Genomic DNA, 17,048 nt, shown 5'->3' on the forward strand with positions numbered 1-17,048 from the left:
GCGTCTCCTCGACGAAACGGTCGACCATGCCGTCGGCGTGGGCGCGCGGCGTGTAGACCCACAGGAAGAACGCCTCCAGCATGGCCCGCTCGCTCGGGGCGCGTTCCGCCATCCAGTGCCAGAAGCGCGCCACGGCCCGGAAGTAGGGGTCGGGGCGGGCCATCGTGCTCATGAGGACGAGGCTGCGCACCAGCCCGGGATGCCGCAGCGCCATCTCCTGGGCGATGAAGCTGCCTCCCGAGAAGCCGGTGACATGGGCGGCCGGAACGTCGAGCGCGCGCAGCAGCGCGGCGGCGTCGTCGGCCATCCCCGGCACGGAGAGCGGCCCCTCGGGCAATGGTGTGCGTCCGACGCCCCGGTTGTCGAAGGCGGTGATCCGGTAGCGGTCCGCGAGGCCGTCGAGCTGTGACTGCCAGGCCTCGGCGGGATCCCCGAGACCCGAGACGAGCAGGACGTCCGGTCCCTGGCCCCGGCGCTCGGCCCACAGCCGCACGCCGTCGGCGTCGATCAACTCTCCCATGGGCGGCCTCCGGGCGGTCAGGTCGCCAAAGTGGTCACGCCCGGGCCGGCTGGATGTTCTGGTTGGCGTGGAAGAGGTTGTCCGGGTCGTAGGTCCGCTTGACCTGGGCGAGCCGGTCGTAGTGGTCACGGTACGTCGCCCGGACCCGCTCCTGGCCCTCGCCCGCACCCATGAAGTTCACGTACGAGCCGCCCATGGAGTACGGGTGCAGTTCCTCCTGGTAGCCCACGCACCACTGCCTGATCGTCTCGGCGTTGGCCGGATCGGGATCGACACCGGCGAAGACGCCGGACCAGACGGCGTCCCGGTAGCTCCACGCCGTGTCGTCCGGGCCCATCCGGTGGGCGGCACCGTCGACCGGATAGAGGTGCATCAGCGAGAGCTGCGTGGGGAGGTTCTCGCCGTACTTGAGATGTACGTCCAGAGCGGCGTCCGGGATGTGGTCGAAGAAGTCGCCCCGCCAGTACCACTGGTAGCCCGTCGGGATCAGCTCGTCGAACATGCTCTGCAGCGCGACGTAGGGCATCGGTGTCGTGAAGTGGAAGGCCGGCGGGCCGGGTTCGTTCACCACGGAGAGGGTCTCTTCGAGCCGGTCCGGGTCACCGGTGTGGCACCACACGACGCCGCACACCTTCTGCCCGTGGAGCTCCTCGGGGAAGGGCGGGCCGGGCGGGACGACGAAGATCGCGAAGAAGCCGTAGACGTCCTCCGGTGCCTGGGGGAGGAACTCGCGGTACCACGCGAGGACTTCGCGGGTGTGACCGACCGGCCAGACGCTCACCCCGGCCCCGACGGTGTCCACCGGGTGCAGCCGGTAGGTGAGGGAGGTCGCGATGCCGAAGTTGCCGCCGCCGCCGCGCATCGCCCAGAACAGGTCCGGGTGTTCGTCCGCGCTCGCGGTGACGTAGCTGCCGTCGGCCAGGACGACGTCCGCGGAGATCAGGTTGTCCGCGGTCAGGCCGTACTTGCGGGTGAGGTAGCCGTGTCCGCCGCCGAGGGTCAGGCCTCCGACGCCCGTCATGGAGATGATGCCCGTCGGGGTGGCCAGACCGAAGGCGTGCGTCGCGTGGTCCAGGTCGCTGATGTGGGCGCCGCCGTCGGCCTGGGCGGTCCTCGCGGCCGGGTCGACGCGCACCCCGCGCATCGGTGAGAGGTCGATGGTGACGCCGTCGTCCACCAGGCACAGGCCGGGGCCGCTGTGTCCGCCGCCCCGTACGGCGAGTTCCAGGCCGTGGTCGCGCACGTAGGCGACCGCCGCCATGACGTCCGCCGCGTCCGCGCACCGCACGATGGCGGCCGGGTGTTTGTCGATCATCGCGTTGTAGATCTTGCGGGCCTCGTCGTACTCCGCGTCCCGCGGGCCTGTGACCGGTCCGCGCAGCGTGGTCCGCATGTCTTCCAGGGTGGCGCTGTCCATGACGATCTCCTCGAGCGCGTGACCGTGTCGACACTTCCAGGGTCTCGCCGCCAGCGGGGCGATGCATGTCCGGGCGGACGGGCCCCTGGGCGCCGTCTCGTCGGGTGCGCCCGCGACCACCATCCGGATGGTTGGACTTTCTATCCAATGACTGGACGTGTGGTCTAGTGTGGCGGGAGAGGGGAGATGGGATGAGCAGCGAACTGAACGCCGAGCGGGACGCGATCCTCGCCGCGCTGACCCCGGTCGTCGACGGGATCGCCGCGACCTTCGGGCCGGTCTGCGAGGTCGTGCTGCACGACTACCGGAATCCGGAGAAGTCGGTCGTCGCCGTGGCCGGATCGGTGACCGGGCGGACGGCCGGCGGCGCGATGAGCGAGATCGGCATGCGCGTCCTCGCCCGGGGCGACGAGGCGTCCGACGAACTGAACTACGTGACCCGCACCCGGAACGGGACGCTGGTGAAGTCCTCCACGATGGTGCTGCGGGACTCCACGGGCGCCGTGTTCGGTGCCCTCTGCGTCAATGTGGACGTAGGCGCCGTCACCCAGGTTCACGGTCTGCTCGGCGCGCTCGCCGGAATCGGCGCCCAGCCGGCGGAGCTGCCGACCACCACCTTCGGCAACGACATCGACTCCGTGGTCGACGCACTCTTCGACGCCCACCAGTCGAGGCAGCGGGGGAGCTGGGCGGAGCTGGACCGCGCGGAGCGACTGGAGCTGTTCGGCGGGCTGGACGCGCGTGGTGTCTTCGCCGTGCGCGGCGCGGTCGAGCAGGTCGCCGCCCGGCTCGGCATCTCCCGCGCCTCCGCCTACACCTACCTCTCCCAGGCCAGGGCCGCCCACGACACTTCCACCGGAGGATCCGCGTGACGACCACCACCCCACCGGTCACCCTCGACGACGTCCGGGACGCCGCCGCCCGGCTCCGGGGCGTCGCCCACCGCACACCCGTCCTGCGCTCCCGCACCCTCGACGCGCTCGCCGGCGCCGAGATCCACCTCAAGTGCGAGAACTTCCAGCGCGTGGGCGCCTTCAAGTTCCGCGGCGCCTACAACGCGGCATCGCGCCTCACCCCCGAGCAGCTCTCCCGGGGCATCGCCGCCTACTCCTCCGGCAACCACGCCCAGGCTGTCGCCCTGGCCGCCCGGGAGCTCGGCACCACCGCGGTGATCGTCATGCCGCAGGACGCCCCGCCGTCGAAGCGCGCGGCCACCGCCGGCTACGGCGCCGAGATCGTCACCTACGACCGCTACACCGGCGACCGCGTCGCCATCGCCGAGGCCCTCGCCGCCGAGCGGGGCCTGACGGTCATCCCGCCCTACGAGCATCCGCACGTCATCGCGGGGCAGGGCACCGCCGCACTCGAACTCGTGGAGGAAGTGGGGGAGCTCGGCACGCTGCTCGCCCCGGTCGGCGGTGGAGGGCTGATCGCCGGCAGCGGCACCGCCGTCAAGGGCCTGAACACCGGGACGCGGGTGATCGGCGTCGAACCCGAGGCCGGGGACGACACGAAGCGTTCCCTGGAGGCCGGCCGGCGCGTCAGCATCCCGGTCCCGCACACCATCGCCGACGGCCAGGCCCTGCACACGCCCGGAGAGCTGACCTTCTCCGTGAACCGCCGGCTTCTGGACGAGGTCGTCCTGGTGACCGACGACGAGATCCGGGACGCCATGCGGTTCGCCTTCGAACGCCTCAAGATCGTCGTCGAGCCGAGCGGCGCGACCCCGCTCGCAGCGTTGCTCACCGGCCGCGCGGGCCCTCTCGCGGGCCGCGTCGGCGTCATCCTCTCCGGCGGCAACATCGACGCCGAGCGCTTCGCCGAGCTCTGCGGGCACCAGGTCGGAGCGGGTCTGCCACGGGTTGGCGGCCACCCCGCGGCGGGCGGACGATAGAGGTGCGGAGGCCGGCCGCCCGCGGCAGTGTCCAGGGCCGCCGGACGGGCCGGCCCCCGGCCGTGGCACGCCCGCGGCCGGAAGGGAGCGCGTCATGTTGGAAGTGAAGACGATCGACAAGCCGGACGAACGGCGTGATTTCCCGAGTGGCCACCTCGAAGCCGTCCACATGACGGAGCTCGACTTCGCCGTGGCGACCTTCGAGCCCGGCTGGCGCTGGTCCGAGTCCGTGGCCCCGATCGCGGGCACCCCCAGCTGCCAGATGTACCACAACAGCTACGTGCTCCAGGGGCGTTTGCACATCCGCATGGACGACGGCGGCGAGAGCGAGGTAGGCCCCGGCGACGTCTTCGTCTGCACGCCCGGCCACGACTCCTGGGTGGTGGGCGACGAGCAGGTCGTGGTCTACGACTTCCAGGGGCAGTCGGCGAGGGAGTTCGCGAAGAAGTAGTGCCGGGCGACCGTCCCCTTGCCCACGGGAAACCGATCGGTTTACGATCCTCCCCAAGAGGAAACCGATCGGTTTCCCGTGCTGAGGATGTGAGGGACACTCCCATGACCGCCATCGAAGGTTCCGTCGCCCTGGTCACCGGCGGCAGCCGCGGTATCGGCCGCGCCCTGGTCACGGCCCTGTACGAGCGGGGCGCGAAGAAGGTGTACGCCACCGCCCGCGACCCGCGCACCGTCACGCACCCCGACGCCGTGCCGCTCGCGCTGGAGGTCACCGACCCCGCGTCCGTCGCGGCGGCGGCCGAGCGGGCCCAGGACGTCACCCTGCTGATCAACAACGCGGGGGCGTCGGTGAACGCGAACTTCCTCGACTCGCCCGTGGAGGACGTCAGGCGCGAGTTCGAGACCAATTTCTACGGACCGCTCCTGGTGACCCGGGCCTTCGTCCCCGTCATCGAGCGAGGCGGCGGCGGCCACATCCTCAACGTCCACTCCGTGCTCTCCTGGATCGGCCTGGCCGGCTCCTACAGCGCGTCCAAGGCCGCCTTCTGGTCGCAGACCAACTCGCTGCGCCTCGACCTGAAGCCGCGCGGCATCGAGGTCACCGGCCTGCACGTCGGATACGTCGACACCGACCTGGCCGCCGCCGTCGACGCCCCGAAGTCCACAGCCGAGAGCGTCGCGGCCCAGGCCCTCGACGGGATCGCGTCGGGCGCCTTCGAGGTCCTGGCCGACGACGTCTCGCGCCAGGTCAAGGCCGGGCTGGCGGCCGACCCGCTCGCCCTCTACCCGCAGCTCGCCGCCGCCTGATCACACCGGCAGCAACCGCGCCACCAGCACGCTCAGCTGCCGTACGTTGCGGCACTCGTGCATCTCGACCAGCTCGGCGTAGGCGGGCGCGACGGAGTCGCCCGTGCCCCAGCGGGAGCGCTGCTCGGGGTTCAGCCAGTAGACCCGGCGCGCCCGCCGGGTGATCCGCCGGACGGCCGGCAGATTCGGGTCGCTCCCGTTCGTGCGGGCGTCACCGAGGACGAACACCGTGGTGCGCGGACCGACCGCGTCCTCGTAGCGCTCGGCGAACTCGCCCAGCGCCATGCCGTAGTCGCTGCTGCCGTGCCAGCCCGTGAGCGCCGCCTCCGCCTGGATGCGGGCACCCAGCCCTTGCGGGTCGGCGGTGCCGTGCCGGAGCAGCCCGGTCACCTCGTCGATCCGATTGACGAAGGCGAACGCCCGTACCTTGCTGAACTGGTCGTGCAGCGCCTGCACCAGCAGCATCGTGAAGTCCGAGAACCCGGACACCGAGCCCGACACATCGCACAGCAGCACCAGTTCGGGGCGGACGGGTCGGCGCCGGCGCAGCACCGGCCGCATCGGCACGCCACCGGTCGACAGTGAACCGCGCAGGGTCCGTCGCAGATCGATCGTGCCCCGGGAGGCGCGGCGGCGACGGGCCGCGAGCCGGGTCGCGAGCTTGCGGGCGAGGGGCTGCACCGCCCTGCGCAGCTCCGCCAGCCGGTCCTTTCCGGCGAACAGGAAGTCGACCCGGTCGGCCGTCGGGGCCACCGCCCGCCGGGCGATCTCGTCGCGGCCGCGCCGCTCGGCGACCCGGCGCCGGGCCTCCGCGGCCACCAGCGTCCGGAAGGTCTCGATGCGCCGCCGGATCTCGTCCTCCAGCAGCCGGTCGGCGAACCCCGACCCCCCGCGCTGCCCGCGCACGGTGTCGCGGACCCGGGCGAGCAGCGTCTGCGGGCGCAGCCGTTCCAGCGTCTGGTACGACGACCAGCCGTCCGACTCCGGCGTGGAGCCGTAGCCCCCGAATCCGTCGACCGCCTCGATCGCCAGCCTGCCCATCAGTGCCCGGTCGTCGGCGGCGAGTGCGGCGGCCAGCCGGTCGCGCAGCTCGTCGCGTCCCGCGGCTCGCTGCTCCGGACCGCCGACGCCGCGCGGGAAGTAGAGGTCGAAGACCGGGTCGAACACCTTGCGTTGCCCGGTGCCGTGCAGCAGTGTCGCCGCGAGCCCCTCGCGCAGCAGCTCCCGGTCCGTGAGGCCGAGTTCCTCGATCGCCCGGGCCGCGTCGACCGTCTCGCCGGTGCCGATCCGTACGCCGTGCGCGCGGAGCGCCCTGACCAGGGACGTCAGCCGCTCCGCGACACCCGCCGGCGTGGTCACAGGGCGTCCAGATCGAGCTTGGCGGATGCCTTGAGGACGTCGTCCTGATGCTTGAGGAGCACGCCGAGCGTGGCCTGCACGACCGTCTCGTCCAGCGTGCCGGCACCGAGCGCGAGCAGCGTGCGCGCCCAGTCGATGGTCTCGGCGACCGACGGCACCTTGCGCAGTTCCATCGCCCGCAGCGCGCCCACGACCCGGACGACGGAGCGGGCCAGCGCCTCGTCGAGCCCCGGCACCTTCAGCCGGACGATCCGGCGCTCCAGGTCCTCGTCCGGGAAGCCGATGTGCAGGAAGAGGCAGCGGCGGCGCAGTGCTTCGGACAGCTCCCGGCTCGCGTTGGAGGTGAGGACGACGAAGGGGCGGCGCGTCGCGGTGACGGTGCCCAGCTCGGGCACGGTCACCTGGAAGTCGCTGAGCACCTCCAGCAGCAGGCCCTCCACCTCCACGTCCGCCTTGTCGGTCTCGTCGATCAGCAGCACCTTCGGCTCGTCGCCCCGGATGGCGGTCAGCAGCGGCCGCGGGAGCAGGAACTCCTCGCTGAAGATGTCCGTGCGGGCCTCGTCCCACGTCTCGTCGCGGCCCGCGCTGATCCGCAGGAGCTGCTTGGCGTGGTTCCACTCGTACAGCGCCCGGGACTCGTCGACCCCCTCGTAGCACTGCAGACGCACCAGCCGCGCCTCCGCGACCTGGGCGACGGCCTTGGCGAGCTCCGTCTTGCCGACCCCGGCCGGGCCCTCCACCAGGAGCGGCTTGCCCAGCCGGTCGGCGAGGAAGACGGTGGTGGCGACGGCGGGCGAGGCGAGATAGCCGGTCTCGGCCAGACGTGCGGAGACGTCGTCGACGGACGTGAACAACGGGGCCTCCAGGACGGCGGCGATGGTCGGAGAGCACTATCCAAGCGCTTGTTCAGGCAGGATGTCACGGGGGTTCCGGGTACCGGAAGGTGGTAGACCGATCGGTTTTCCAGCTTCCCGGCGGCGAGGTAGCCTCACCTCCATGACCACCACAGACAAGGCGTCCACTCGCGACCGGCTGCTCGACGCGGCGGCCGAGATCTTCTACCGCGAGGGCGTCTCCGTCGGGGTGGAGGCGCTGTGCCGGAGCGCCGGGGTCTCGAAGCGGTCCATGTACCAGCTCTTCGCGAGCAAGGGCGAGGTCCTGGCGGCGAGTCTGGAGCGGGTGCTCCCGGCGTACGAGGCACGGCTGGCGCCCGGCTCGCAGGAGGAGGCCGGTCCCCCGCGCGAGCGGATCCTGCACGTCTTCGCACGACTGGAGAAGGCCTCGGCCGAACCCGCCTACCGGGGCTGCCCCTATCTCGCCGCGCTGGTCGAGCTCAAGGACCCCGGACACCCGGCGAGTGTGGTCGCCCGCGGGGCGAAGGAGTGGCTGCTGGGCTTCTTCCGTGCGCGGGCCGAGGAGGGCGGGGCGCGGGACCCGGAGCTGCTCGCCCGTCAGCTGATGCTGGTCTTCGACGGAGCCAGCGCCCGGGCGGGGGCCAAGGTCGAGACGCTCGACGGCCTGACCACGGCGACCGCGACCGCGCTGCTGGACGCGGCCGGCATGGAGTGAAGGGGCGGCCGCCGAAACGACCGCCCCTCGCGACCGTCCTGTTCGTCACGCCACCGCGACCGCCCCGATGGCCGGAGTGCGCAGCGTCCGCCGGGCCGTGACCAGACTCGTGCCGAGCGTCACCGCCGCCGCGACCGCGACGGCCGCCGCGCCGATGCCGAAGAACTCGCCCGGCACCACCTCGTCGGTGTGCACCATCGCCCGACACGCCCTGTGTCTCGCCTCGACGCTACGGAGAGGGGAACCCGACCACACTGGCCGCAGAACCCGTATCGGGGGGTGTACTCAGCGACACCCCGCGGGTACCCGGGCACTCCCGTACGGAAAGGGCTGACAGGGCATGCAGATCGATCTGAAGGGCCGCACCGCTCTGGTGACCGGCTCCACCCAGGGCATCGGCGCCGCCATCGCCGCCGGCCTGGCCCGGGCGGGCGCCCGGGTGGGTGTCAACGGCCGCTCGCCGCAACGGGTGCGGGACGCCGTGGAACGGATGCGGGGCGAGGCGCCCGGCGCCGACCTCGTCCCCGTGGCCGCCGACGTGACCACCGAGGAGGGCGCGGGACAGGCGGTGGGCGCCCTCGGGCAGGTGGACGTCCTCGTGAACAACCTCGGCGTCTTCGAGGCCGCTGATCCCCTGACGATCAGCGACGAGGAGTGGCGGCGCTACTTCGACGTGAACGTCCTGTCGGCCGTGCGCCTGACCCGTCTCGTCCTGCCCGGCATGACCGAACGCGGCTGGGGACGCGTCCAGTACATCGCCAGCGACTCGGCGGTCGTCATCCCCGCCGAGATGATCCACTACGGCATGTCGAAGACCGCCCTGCTCGCGGTGAGCCGCGGCTTCGCCAAGCAGGCGGCCGGCACCGGCGTCACGGTGAACTCCGTCATCGCCGGGCCGACCCACACGGGCGGCGTCGAGGACTTCGTCCACCAGCTCGTCGGCCGAGACCTCCCCTGGGACGAGGCCCAGCGCGCCTTCATGCGGCAGCACCGGCCGCAGTCCCTGCTCCAGCGGCTGATCGAACCGGAGGAGATCGCCCACATGGTCGTCTACCTCAGCTCCGACCAGGCGTCGGCGACCACCGGCGGCGCCCTGCGCGTCGACGGCGGATACGTCGACTCGATCCTGCCCTGAGCCCCGGTCAGTCCTCGCTGACCAGGATCACCTCCAGCGTGCGCGGACCGTGCACCCCCTCGACCCGGTCCAGCTCGATGTCGCTGGTCGCCGACGGCCCGGAGATCCATGTCAACGGGCGTGCCGGGTCGAGGCGTTCGAGTCCCTGCGGCACCGACGACACGACCTGGGAGGGGACCCGCACGACACAGATGTGATGGTCCGGGACGAGAGTGATCCGGCGCCGCCCCTGGTCGGGCGAGCCGTCCAGCACGATCGTGCCGGTCTCGGCGATCGAGACCGCGCAGGCCGTCACCACGCTGTCGACCCCGTCGAGTTCGTGCGGAGTGCTCTCCGCCCGGTCCGCCACCCGGGTCACCCCGGTCGCCGCCAGCCACCCCTCGTCCAGCCCGGGCGGCACCAGCACCGAAGCCGATCCGCGCTTCTCCAGCAACCCCGCGATCAGCCCCGCCAGCCCCTCGCCGTCCGTCCGGTGCACGATCGCCCGGTAGTCCGCCAGGGTTCTCGGCCAGCAGCTCCACCGTCTCCGCGACACTCCGGGTCCCCGTGCTCGCGCACATAGTCACGCGACACAGCCCGCTCGTACGGCGGGTCGTCCCGCGGCACGTCCGCCAGCGCCCGCCGTACCCGGCCCAGGATCCGCTCCCTGCTGTTCACTCGGCACCGCCCTTCTGGCCGCGCGTGCGCTGCCACCAGTCCCGGAAGGGCTCGGCGGGCACCGGCGGCAGATCACGCGACCCGCTCCACGCCCTGCCCGGGCCCGGCAGCGTACGAGGATGGAAGCGACGGGTCCGGGAGGCCGCGCGCTGGCCGGTGCGCAGCACGCCCGGGTGCGTGAACGCCCAGCGCGCCGCGCGCATCGCCGCCCGCTCGGCGGCATGCCCCTTCGCCGGCCGCAGCACCACCTTGTTGCCCGCCCGGGTGGCCTCGCCGCCCTCAACGACCCGTTCCCTCAGGTGCACCAGCACCTCGGGGATGTCGATGGCGACCGGGCACACCTCGTAGCACGCCCCGCACAGTGAGGACGCGTACGGCAGCGAGGCGTCGATCTCGCTGCCCGTGCCCCGCAGTTGAGGGCTGAGGATCGCGCCGATCGGACCCGGGTACACCGAGCCGTAGGCATGGCCGCCGGCCCGCTCGTACACCGGGCACACGTTGAGACACGCCGAGCAGCGGATGCAGCGCAGCGCCTGCCGGCCGACCTCGTCGGCGAGGGTGTCGCTGCGACCGTTGTCCAGCAGCACGAGATGGAACGTGCCGGGCCCGTCCTGGTCCGTCGTGCCGGTCCAGGTCGAGGTGTAGGGGTTCATGCGCTCGGCCGTCGACGAGCGGGGGAGAGTCTGGAGGAACACCTCCAGGTCCCGCCACGTCGGCACGATCTTCTCGATGCCGACCACCGAGATCAGCGTCTCGGGCAGGGTCAGGCACATCCGGCCGTTGCCCTCCGACTCCACGACCACCATCGTGCCCGTCTCGGCGACCATGAAGTTGGCGCCCGAGATGCCGACCTTGGCGCGCAGGAACTTCTCCCGCAGGTGCAGCCGCGCCGCCTCGGCGAGTTCGGCGGGCGTGTCGGTGAGGCCTTCGGGGGCCGGGCGGCCCCACTCGCTCATCTCGGACCGGAAGATGTCCCGTATCTCGCCCCGGTTGCGGTGGATGGCGGGGACGAGGATGTGCGAGGGCCGGTCCTTGCCCAACTGCACGATCAGCTCGGCGAGATCCGTCTCGTAGGCGCGGATGCCCGCGGCCTCCAGCGCCTCGTTGAGCCCGATCTCCTGCGTGGCCATCGACTTGACCTTGACGACCTCCGACTCGCCGGTCATCTTCACGAGTTCGGTGACGATCTCGTTGGCCTCGGCCGCGTCGGCGGCCCAGTGCACGACTCCGCCCGCCGCCGTGACCGACTCCTCCAACCGCTCCAGATAGCGGTCGAGATGACGCAGCGTGTGGTCCTTGATCCGCTTCCCCGCCTCGCGCAGCTCGGCCCAGTCGGACACCTCCGCCACGGCCTTGGCCCGCTTGGCGCGGATGGTGTGCGTGGCATGCCGCAGGTTGTCCCGCAGAATCCGGTTGCCCACGGCCTCCCGCGCGGCCTCCGGAAACGCCGGCATCCCGAGATACGTCCCGCTCATACGGCCGGTTCCTCCTCCGTGCTCGCCAGGATCTCCGCGATGTGCACCGGCCGCATGCCGCTCCGCAGCCGGGTCATCGTCCCGCCGATGTGCATCAGACAGGAGTTGTCGGCCGCGCACAGCACCTCGGCGCCCGTCGACTCGGCGTTGCGCACCTTGTCGGCCCCCATCGCCGCCGAGACGTCGGAGTTCTTCAGAGCGAAGGTGCCGCCGAACCCGCAGCACTCGTCGGCCCCCGGCAGCTCGACCAGCTCCAGCCCCTTCACGGCTCGGAGCAGCCGCCGCGGCCGGTCGCCCAGCCCGAGTCCGCGCAGTCCGTGGCAGGTCGGGTGGTACGTCACCGTGTGCGGGTAGTACGCCCCGACGTCCGTCACGCCCACCACGTCCACCAGGAACTCCGTGAGCTCGTACGTCTTCGGCACCACCGGCGCCAGCGTGGCCGCCAGGGTGTCCCCACGCCCCTCGGCCCGGGCCCGCTCGCCCATCCGCGGATACAGCTCCCGCACCATCGCCCCGCAGGACCCGGACGGCGTCACGATCGCGTCGTACTCGCCGAAGACATCGGAGAAATGCCGGGCGAGCGGTTCGGCCTCGTGCCGGTATCCGGTGTTGTAGTGCGCCTGTCCGCAGCAGGTCTGCGCCATCGGGAAGTCGACGTCGACGCCCAGTCTGGTCAGCAGTTTCACCACAGCGCGTCCGGTGTCCGGATACAGCGTGTCGTTGACGCAGGTCAGGAACAGGGCGACACGCATCGCGGCTCCTTGTGGTCGATCATCGGATGAGTGCAGCGTAGTCCGGGCGGCCCGCCCGGGGGAGACCCCGTCAGTCCCCGGCGAGCCGGGCCTGCGCGGCGCGCCACCGCTCGGTCCCGCCCCGAGGCTCGTACCGGGTGAGCGGCTGTGTCCGGACGAGCAGCCCCCGCATCCCGGCCAGGTCACCGACCAGCCCGTGCGCCCGCGCCTGCACGAGCACGTTCCCCAGGGCCGCCGCCTCCGTCGGGCCCGCCACCACCGGCAGTCCGCACGCGTCGGCGGTCAGCTGGCACAGCAGCGCGTTGCGCGTCCCGCCGCCCACCACGTGCACCACGTCGACCGGATGCCCGGCGAGCCGCTGCGCGTCCAGGACCGCCTCGCGGTGGGCGAGGGCGAGGGAGTCGAGGATGCAGCGCGTCACCTCGGCCGGCGACCCGGGCACGGGCTGCCCCGAGGCGCGGCACGCTTCGGCGATCCGCTCGGGCATCCGCCCCGGCGCGAGGAACGCCGCGTCACCCGCGTCGACCACCGACCGCAACGCCGGCACCTTGGAGGCCTCCAGCAGCAGCGCGCCCAGGTCCGTCTCGCCCCAGGCCCGCACGCACTCCTGGAGCAGCCACAGCCCCATGATGTTGCGCAGGTAGCGGACCGTGCCGTCCAGCCCCAGCTCGTTGGTGAAGTTGGCCGCCCGGCTCTCCTGAGTCAGCACCGGCGCGTCCAGTTCGAGCCCGGCCAGGGACCAGGTGCCGGTGCAGATGTAGGCGAACCGCTCGCCCGACGCCGGCACGGCGGCGACGGCGGAGGCGGTGTCGTGCGACCCGACCGTCGTCACCGGCACGGGACCGGCGAGCCCGGTCTCCTCCAGCACCGCGTCCCGCAGCACACCCGCCGGATCACCGGGCCGCCTGAGCGGCGCGAACAGCCCGAGATCGATGCCCAGCCGTTCCGCCACCCCGTGGGCCCAGTCCCGCGTGCGCGGATCGATCAGCTGGGTCGTCGAGGCGTTGGTCAGCTCCGTGCCCTGCTCACCCGTCAGCCAGTACGTCAGCAGGTCCGGCATCAGCAACAGCCGGTGGGCCTGCGCGAGCTGGGCCGAAGCACGCGCCGCCGTCAGCTGGTACAGCGTGTTGAAGGGCGCGTACTGCAAGCCGGTCGCCGCGTACAGCTCCTCCGCCGGCACGGTCGCCCACACCTTCTCGGCGACGCCCTCCGTCCTGGAGTCCCGGTAGTGCACGGGGTTGCCGAGCAGCGCCCCGTCCGCGTCGAGCAGCCCGTAGTCCACGGCCCAGCTGTCGATGCCGACGGAGTCGACCCGCCCGGCCGCCCGCAGCCCGTCCAACACCCCCGCGTACAGACCGAGGACGTCCCAGCGCAGCCCCTCGGGCAGCCGCACCGGCCGGTTCGGGAAGCGGTGCGCCTCGGCCAGCTCCAGGCTGTCGGGGCCGACGCGGCCGACCATGACGCGCCCGCTGGACGCGCCGAGGTCGACCGCGGCGTACGACTTCACGGCCGCGCTCACCGCAGGAAGGCGGCCGCGACGCCGGCGTCGACCGGGACGTGCAGCCCGGTGGTGTGGGTCAGGTCCCCGCCGGTGAGGGCGAAGACGGCACCCGCGACATGCTCCGGAAGCACCTCACGCTTGAGGATGGTCCGCTGGGCGTAGAACTCACCGAGCTTCTCCTCCTCGACCCCGTACACGGCGGCCCGCTTGGCCCCCCAGCCGCCGGCGAAGATCCCCGACCCGCGCACGACACCGTCGGGGTTGACCCCGTTGACGCGGATCCCGTGCTCGCCCAGTTCGGCGGCGAGCAGCCGCACCTGGTGGGCCTGGTCGGCCTTGGTGGCCGAGTAGGCGATGTTGTTGGGCCCGGCGAACACGGCGTTCTTCGAGGCGATGTAGACGATGTCGCCCCCGAGCTTCTGCGCGATCATCACCCGCGCCGCTTCCCGGGACACGAGGAAGGACCCGCGCGCCATGATGTCGTGCTGGAGGTCCCAGTCCCTGGCGGAGGTCTCCAGCAGCGGCTTGGAGATCGAGATACCGGCGTTGTTGACGACGAGGTCGACCCCGCCGTAGGCCAGCACGGCCGCCCGGAACGCCTCCGCGATCTGCTCCTCGGAGGTGACGTCGACCGTCACGGCGACGGCCTTGTCGGACCCGCCGAGCTCCTCGGCGACGGCCCGGGCGTTCTCGCCGTTGAGGTCCGCGACGACCACGCACGCCCCTTCGGCCACGAGCCGGTGCGCGATGGCCTTCCCGATCCCGCTGCCCGCACCGGTGACGAACGCGACCCGCGTCGCGAGCGCCTTGGGCTTCGGCATCCGCTGGAGCTTCGCCTCCTCCAGCGCCCAGTACTCGATACGGAACTTCTCCGACTCCTCGATCGGCGCGTAGGTCGAGACCGCCTCGGCGCCCCGCATCACGTTGATGGCGTTGACGTAGAACTCCCCGGCGACCCGGGCGGTCTGCTTGTCCTTGCCGAAGGAGAACATGCCCACGCCCGGGACCAGCACGATCGCGGGGTCGGCGCCCCGCATGGCGGGGGAGTCGGGCTCGGCGTGCCGCTGGTAGTAGGCGGCGTACTCCTCGCGGTACTCGGCGTGCAGCTCCTTGAGCCGGGCGATCGCCTCGTCCAGCGAAGCGCTCGGCGGCAGGTCCAGCACCAGCGGCCGGACCTTGGTCCGCAGGAAGTGGTCGGGGCAGGAGGTGCCGAGCGCGGCGAGCCGCGGGTGCTCGGCGCTCGCGAGGAAGTCGAGCACGACCTCGGAGTCGTCGAAGTGCCCGACCTGAGGCCGGTCCTGGGAGGCGACGGCGCGGACGTACGGCGCGAGCGCGGCGGCCCGCTCCCGGCGCTCACCGGCGCTCAGCGCGGCGTATCCCTCGATCACCGGTCCGAAGGGCTCGGGTTTCCCCCGCTCGGCGAGGAACGTCTCGGCGGTCCGGATGATGTGCAGCGAGTTCCGCTCGCACTCCTCGGACGTGTCTCCCCACGCAGTGATCCCGTGCCCGCCGAGGACGCACCCGATGGCCTGCGGGTTGGCCTCCTTCACGGCAGCGATGTCCAGCCCGAGCTGGAACCCGGGCCGCCGCCAGGGCACCCACACGACAGTGTCCCCGAAACACTCGGCGGTCAGCTTCTCCCCGTCGGCGGCACAGGCGAGCGCGATACCGGAGTCCGGGTGCAGGTGATCGACATGCGCGGCGTCGACGAGCCCGTGCATGGCGGTGTCGATGGAGGGAGCCGCCCCGCCCTTCCCGTGCAGGCAGTAGTCGAAGGCGGCGACCATCTCGTCCTCACGCTCGACCCCCGGATACACGTCCACGAGCGCCCGCATCCGATCCAGCCGCAACACGGCCAGCCCGCCCTCGGTCAACGTCCCGAGATCCCCACCGGACCCCTTGACCCACATCAACTCCACATCACCCCCGGTGACGGGATCGGTCTCGGCGCCCTTGGCGGAGGCGTTGCCTCCCGCGTAGTTGGTGTTGCGGGGATCGGCTCCGAGCCGATGCGACCGAGCGAGCAGAGCGGCGGCTTCGGGATGGGTGGCCATGACAGTTCCTTTTCAGGAGAGAGGGGTGAGGCTCTTGCTTTCAGGGGCGCGGGGCTGTGTTGAATTTGCGGCTACCGCCGCGTGGGCGCGATCAACCACAGACAACCCGCACTCCGCAATCAACAGATCTCGGCAGACGCTTACGCACCCCACCCCGCCTGCTCCCCACCGACCCGCTCGGCAACGATCTTCTCCGCCCAGCCGGACCGCCGGTACGCGGCAAGAGGCTCGGGGTCCAACCCCATCTCCTCCCGCACCTCCCGCAGCAACGGCCGCACATCCGTGTTGTACGCATCCATCACCACGGCGTTCGCCTCCAGCACATCCCCCGAGCGCTGCGCCGCGCTCAAGGCGTCACCATCCACCAGCAGCGCCTTCGCCGTAGCCTCCTGCACATTCATCACCGACCGGATGATCGCCGGGATCTTCGCCTCGATGTTGTGACACTGGTCGAGCATGAACGCGACCTCGGGCGAGAACCCCCCGCCCCGAACCACCTCGTACATGATCCGGAACAGCTGGAACGGATCCGCGGCCCCCACCATCAGGTCGTCGTCCGCGTAGAACCGCGAGTTGAAGTCGAACCCCCCGAGCTTCCCCTCCCTCAGCAGCGTCGCCACGATGAACTCGATGTTGGTTCCCGGCGCGTGGTGCCCGGTGTCGACCACGACCTGCGCCTTCGGCCCGAGCTTCAGGCAGTGGGCGTAGGCGGTGCCCCAGTCCGGCACGTCCGTCGCGTAGAACGCCGGCTCGAAGAACTTGTACTCCAGCAGCATCCGCTGCCCCTCGCCCAGCCGCTCGTAGACCTCCGCGAGCCCCTCGGCGAGCCGGTCCTGCCGCCCGCGGATGTCGTCCTGCCCCGGATAGTTGGTCCCGTCGGCGAACCACAGCTTCAGATCACGCGACCCGGTCGCGTCCATGATGTCGACGCACTCCAGCAGATGGTCCACGGCCTTGCGCCGCACCACCGCGTCCGGATGGCAGATGCTCCCGAGCTTGTAGTCGTCGTCCTGGAAGGTGTTGGAGTTGATCGCCCCCAGCCGCACACCACGCTGCTCGGCATGGGTCGCCAGCGCCGCGTAGTCGTCGACCCGGTCCCACGGAATGTGCAGGGCGACGGTCGGCGCCACGCCGGTGAACTCGTGCACCTTCGCCGCGTCGTCCAGCTTCTCGTACGGATCGCGCGGCACACCCGCCTGCGCGAACACCTTGAACCGGGTGCCCGAGTTCCCGTACGCCCAGGACGGCGTCTCGACGGCCTGTGTCTTGAGAGCGGTCTTCGCCGCGGCGGGCTCGGTCACGTCAGGGCTCCTGTGGCATCGGGTCGTAACGACCACTGAGTGAAACGATTCAGAACGCGAAGCTATGGGGCCCTCGAAGGGGTGTCAACCCCTCCGGTCGACCCGGTTCGCCGTGACCGGCGTGTGACCCACTGTCCTCGAAATCTTTTCGACC

Annotated in this window: 16 protein-coding genes and 1 pseudogene; 6 read left to right on the forward strand and 11 right to left on the reverse strand. The window is 71.6% G+C overall.

All coding sequences use genetic code 11. From position 1 onward, the window contains the following. The coding region (locus SSQG_RS35350) for an alpha/beta fold hydrolase (protein ID WP_039934322.1) at positions 1-520 on the reverse strand (520 nt) is incomplete at its 3' end. 34 nt (positions 521-554) lie between these two features. Next, positions 555-1,937 carry an FAD-binding oxidoreductase gene (locus tag SSQG_RS35355; RefSeq protein WP_039934325.1) on the reverse strand — a complete coding sequence of 461 codons (1,383 nt, stop codon included), beginning with the start codon at positions 1,935-1,937 and terminating at the stop codon, positions 555-557. A 191-nt stretch (positions 1,938-2,128) separates the two neighbouring features. Between SSQG_RS35355 and SSQG_RS35360 the strand changes: the two genes are divergently transcribed. From SSQG_RS35360 to SSQG_RS35375, 4 genes are all read left to right on the forward strand, one after another. Further along, positions 2,129-2,809 (forward strand): helix-turn-helix transcriptional regulator, encoded by a 681-nt coding sequence (locus SSQG_RS35360; protein ID WP_003994801.1) that lies wholly within the window; start codon positions 2,129-2,131, stop codon positions 2,807-2,809. Next, complete coding sequence (locus SSQG_RS35365; RefSeq protein WP_003994802.1) at positions 2,806-3,831, forward strand: pyridoxal-phosphate dependent enzyme; 1,026 nt, start codon at positions 2,806-2,808, stop codon at positions 3,829-3,831. Before SSQG_RS35360 ends, SSQG_RS35365 begins: the two co-directional genes overlap by 4 nt. Before the next feature lie 94 nt (positions 3,832-3,925). Next, positions 3,926-4,282 (forward strand): cupin domain-containing protein, encoded by a 357-nt coding sequence (locus tag SSQG_RS35370; protein ID WP_003994803.1) that lies wholly within the window; start codon positions 3,926-3,928, stop codon positions 4,280-4,282. 104 nt (positions 4,283-4,386) lie between these two features. Further along, entirely contained in the window at positions 4,387-5,091 is a 705-nt protein-coding gene (locus SSQG_RS35375; RefSeq protein ID WP_003994804.1) for an SDR family oxidoreductase, read from the forward strand. Here SSQG_RS35375 and SSQG_RS35380 read toward each other — a convergent pair whose 3' ends face one another. Together SSQG_RS35380 and SSQG_RS35385 are read right to left on the reverse strand one after the other, a co-directional pair. Beyond that, positions 5,092-6,450 carry a VWA domain-containing protein gene (locus SSQG_RS35380; RefSeq protein WP_003994805.1) on the reverse strand — a complete coding sequence of 453 codons (1,359 nt, stop codon included), beginning with the start codon at positions 6,448-6,450 and terminating at the stop codon, positions 5,092-5,094. Beyond that, on the reverse strand, positions 6,447-7,304 hold the full coding sequence (locus SSQG_RS35385) for an AAA family ATPase (RefSeq protein ID WP_039934327.1): 858 nt from the start codon (positions 7,302-7,304) through the stop codon (positions 6,447-6,449). The genes SSQG_RS35380 and SSQG_RS35385 overlap by 4 nt, the downstream gene beginning before the upstream one ends. A 142-nt stretch (positions 7,305-7,446) precedes the next feature. Between SSQG_RS35385 and SSQG_RS35390 the strand changes: the two genes are divergently transcribed. Next, a complete protein-coding gene (locus SSQG_RS35390; RefSeq protein ID WP_003994807.1) occupies positions 7,447-8,019 on the forward strand; it encodes a TetR/AcrR family transcriptional regulator in 573 nt (190 codons plus the stop codon). A 45-nt stretch (positions 8,020-8,064) separates the two neighbouring features. On the opposite strand, the gene SSQG_RS40770 is transcribed toward SSQG_RS35390, so the two are convergent. Further along, complete coding sequence (locus SSQG_RS40770; protein WP_338117299.1) at positions 8,065-8,217, reverse strand: hypothetical protein; 153 nt, start codon at positions 8,215-8,217, stop codon at positions 8,065-8,067. A 142-nt stretch (positions 8,218-8,359) separates the two neighbouring features. On the opposite strand from SSQG_RS40770, the gene SSQG_RS35395 reads away from it, so the two are divergent. After that, complete coding sequence (locus SSQG_RS35395) at positions 8,360-9,154, forward strand: SDR family NAD(P)-dependent oxidoreductase (protein WP_003994809.1); 795 nt, start codon at positions 8,360-8,362, stop codon at positions 9,152-9,154. A gap of 7 nt (positions 9,155-9,161) precedes the next feature. Here the strand turns inward: SSQG_RS35395 and SSQG_RS35400 are convergent. From SSQG_RS35400 to rhaI, 6 genes and pseudogenes are all read right to left on the reverse strand, one after another. Then, a pseudogene (locus SSQG_RS35400) lies at positions 9,162-9,811 on the reverse strand (LutC/YkgG family protein). Further along, positions 9,808-11,286 carry a LutB/LldF family L-lactate oxidation iron-sulfur protein gene (locus SSQG_RS35405; RefSeq protein WP_003994811.1) on the reverse strand — a complete coding sequence of 493 codons (1,479 nt, stop codon included), beginning with the start codon at positions 11,284-11,286 and terminating at the stop codon, positions 9,808-9,810. Before SSQG_RS35405 ends, SSQG_RS35400 begins: the two are co-directional and overlap by 4 nt. Continuing rightward, positions 11,283-12,038: a (Fe-S)-binding protein gene (locus SSQG_RS35410; RefSeq protein WP_003994812.1), complete on the reverse strand. Its 756-nt coding sequence runs from the start codon at positions 12,036-12,038 to the stop codon at positions 11,283-11,285. Before SSQG_RS35410 ends, SSQG_RS35405 begins: the two co-directional genes overlap by 4 nt. A gap of 70 nt (positions 12,039-12,108) precedes the next feature. After that, positions 12,109-13,557, reverse strand: coding sequence for a rhamnulokinase (locus SSQG_RS35415; protein WP_039934329.1), 1,449 nt, complete (start codon positions 13,555-13,557; stop codon positions 12,109-12,111). Continuing rightward, a complete protein-coding gene (locus SSQG_RS35420; protein ID WP_003994814.1) occupies positions 13,554-15,593 on the reverse strand; it encodes a bifunctional rhamnulose-1-phosphate aldolase/short-chain dehydrogenase in 2,040 nt (679 codons plus the stop codon). The genes SSQG_RS35415 and SSQG_RS35420 overlap by 4 nt, the downstream gene beginning before the upstream one ends. Before the next feature lie 140 nt (positions 15,594-15,733). After that, positions 15,734-16,894, reverse strand: coding sequence for an L-rhamnose isomerase (gene rhaI / locus SSQG_RS35425; protein WP_003994815.1), 1,161 nt, complete (start codon positions 16,892-16,894; stop codon positions 15,734-15,736). Positions 16,895-17,048: the final 154 nt, after the last annotated feature.

The organism is Streptomyces viridochromogenes DSM 40736 (genome assembly GCF_000158955.1).
GTDB lineage: Bacteria > Actinomycetota > Actinomycetes > Streptomycetales > Streptomycetaceae > Streptomyces > Streptomyces venetus.

Excerpts from the sequence above, each read along its gene's own strand:
- SSQG_RS35370 (WP_003994803.1), top strand. The coding sequence starts at position 3,926 with ATGTTGGAAGTGAAGACGATCGACAAGCCGGACGAACGGCGTGATTTC.
- SSQG_RS35375 (WP_003994804.1), top strand. The coding sequence starts at position 4,387 with ATGACCGCCATCGAAGGTTCCGTCGCCCTGGTCACCGGCGGCAGCCGC.
- SSQG_RS35410 (WP_003994812.1), bottom strand. The coding sequence starts at position 12,038 with ATGCGTGTCGCCCTGTTCCTGACCTGCGTCAACGACACGCTGTATCCG.
- SSQG_RS35360 (WP_003994801.1), top strand. The coding sequence starts at position 2,129 with ATGAGCAGCGAACTGAACGCCGAGCGGGACGCGATCCTCGCCGCGCTG.
- SSQG_RS35355 (WP_039934325.1), bottom strand. The coding sequence starts at position 1,937 with ATGGACAGCGCCACCCTGGAAGACATGCGGACCACGCTGCGCGGACCG.
- SSQG_RS40770 (WP_338117299.1), bottom strand. The coding sequence starts at position 8,217 with ATGGTGCACACCGACGAGGTGGTGCCGGGCGAGTTCTTCGGCATCGGC.
- SSQG_RS35420 (WP_003994814.1), bottom strand. The coding sequence starts at position 15,593 with ATGGCCACCCATCCCGAAGCCGCCGCTCTGCTCGCTCGGTCGCATCGG.
- SSQG_RS35390 (WP_003994807.1), top strand. The coding sequence starts at position 7,447 with ATGACCACCACAGACAAGGCGTCCACTCGCGACCGGCTGCTCGACGCG.
- SSQG_RS35405 (WP_003994811.1), bottom strand. The coding sequence starts at position 11,286 with ATGAGCGGGACGTATCTCGGGATGCCGGCGTTTCCGGAGGCCGCGCGG.
- SSQG_RS35395 (WP_003994809.1), top strand. The coding sequence starts at position 8,360 with ATGCAGATCGATCTGAAGGGCCGCACCGCTCTGGTGACCGGCTCCACC.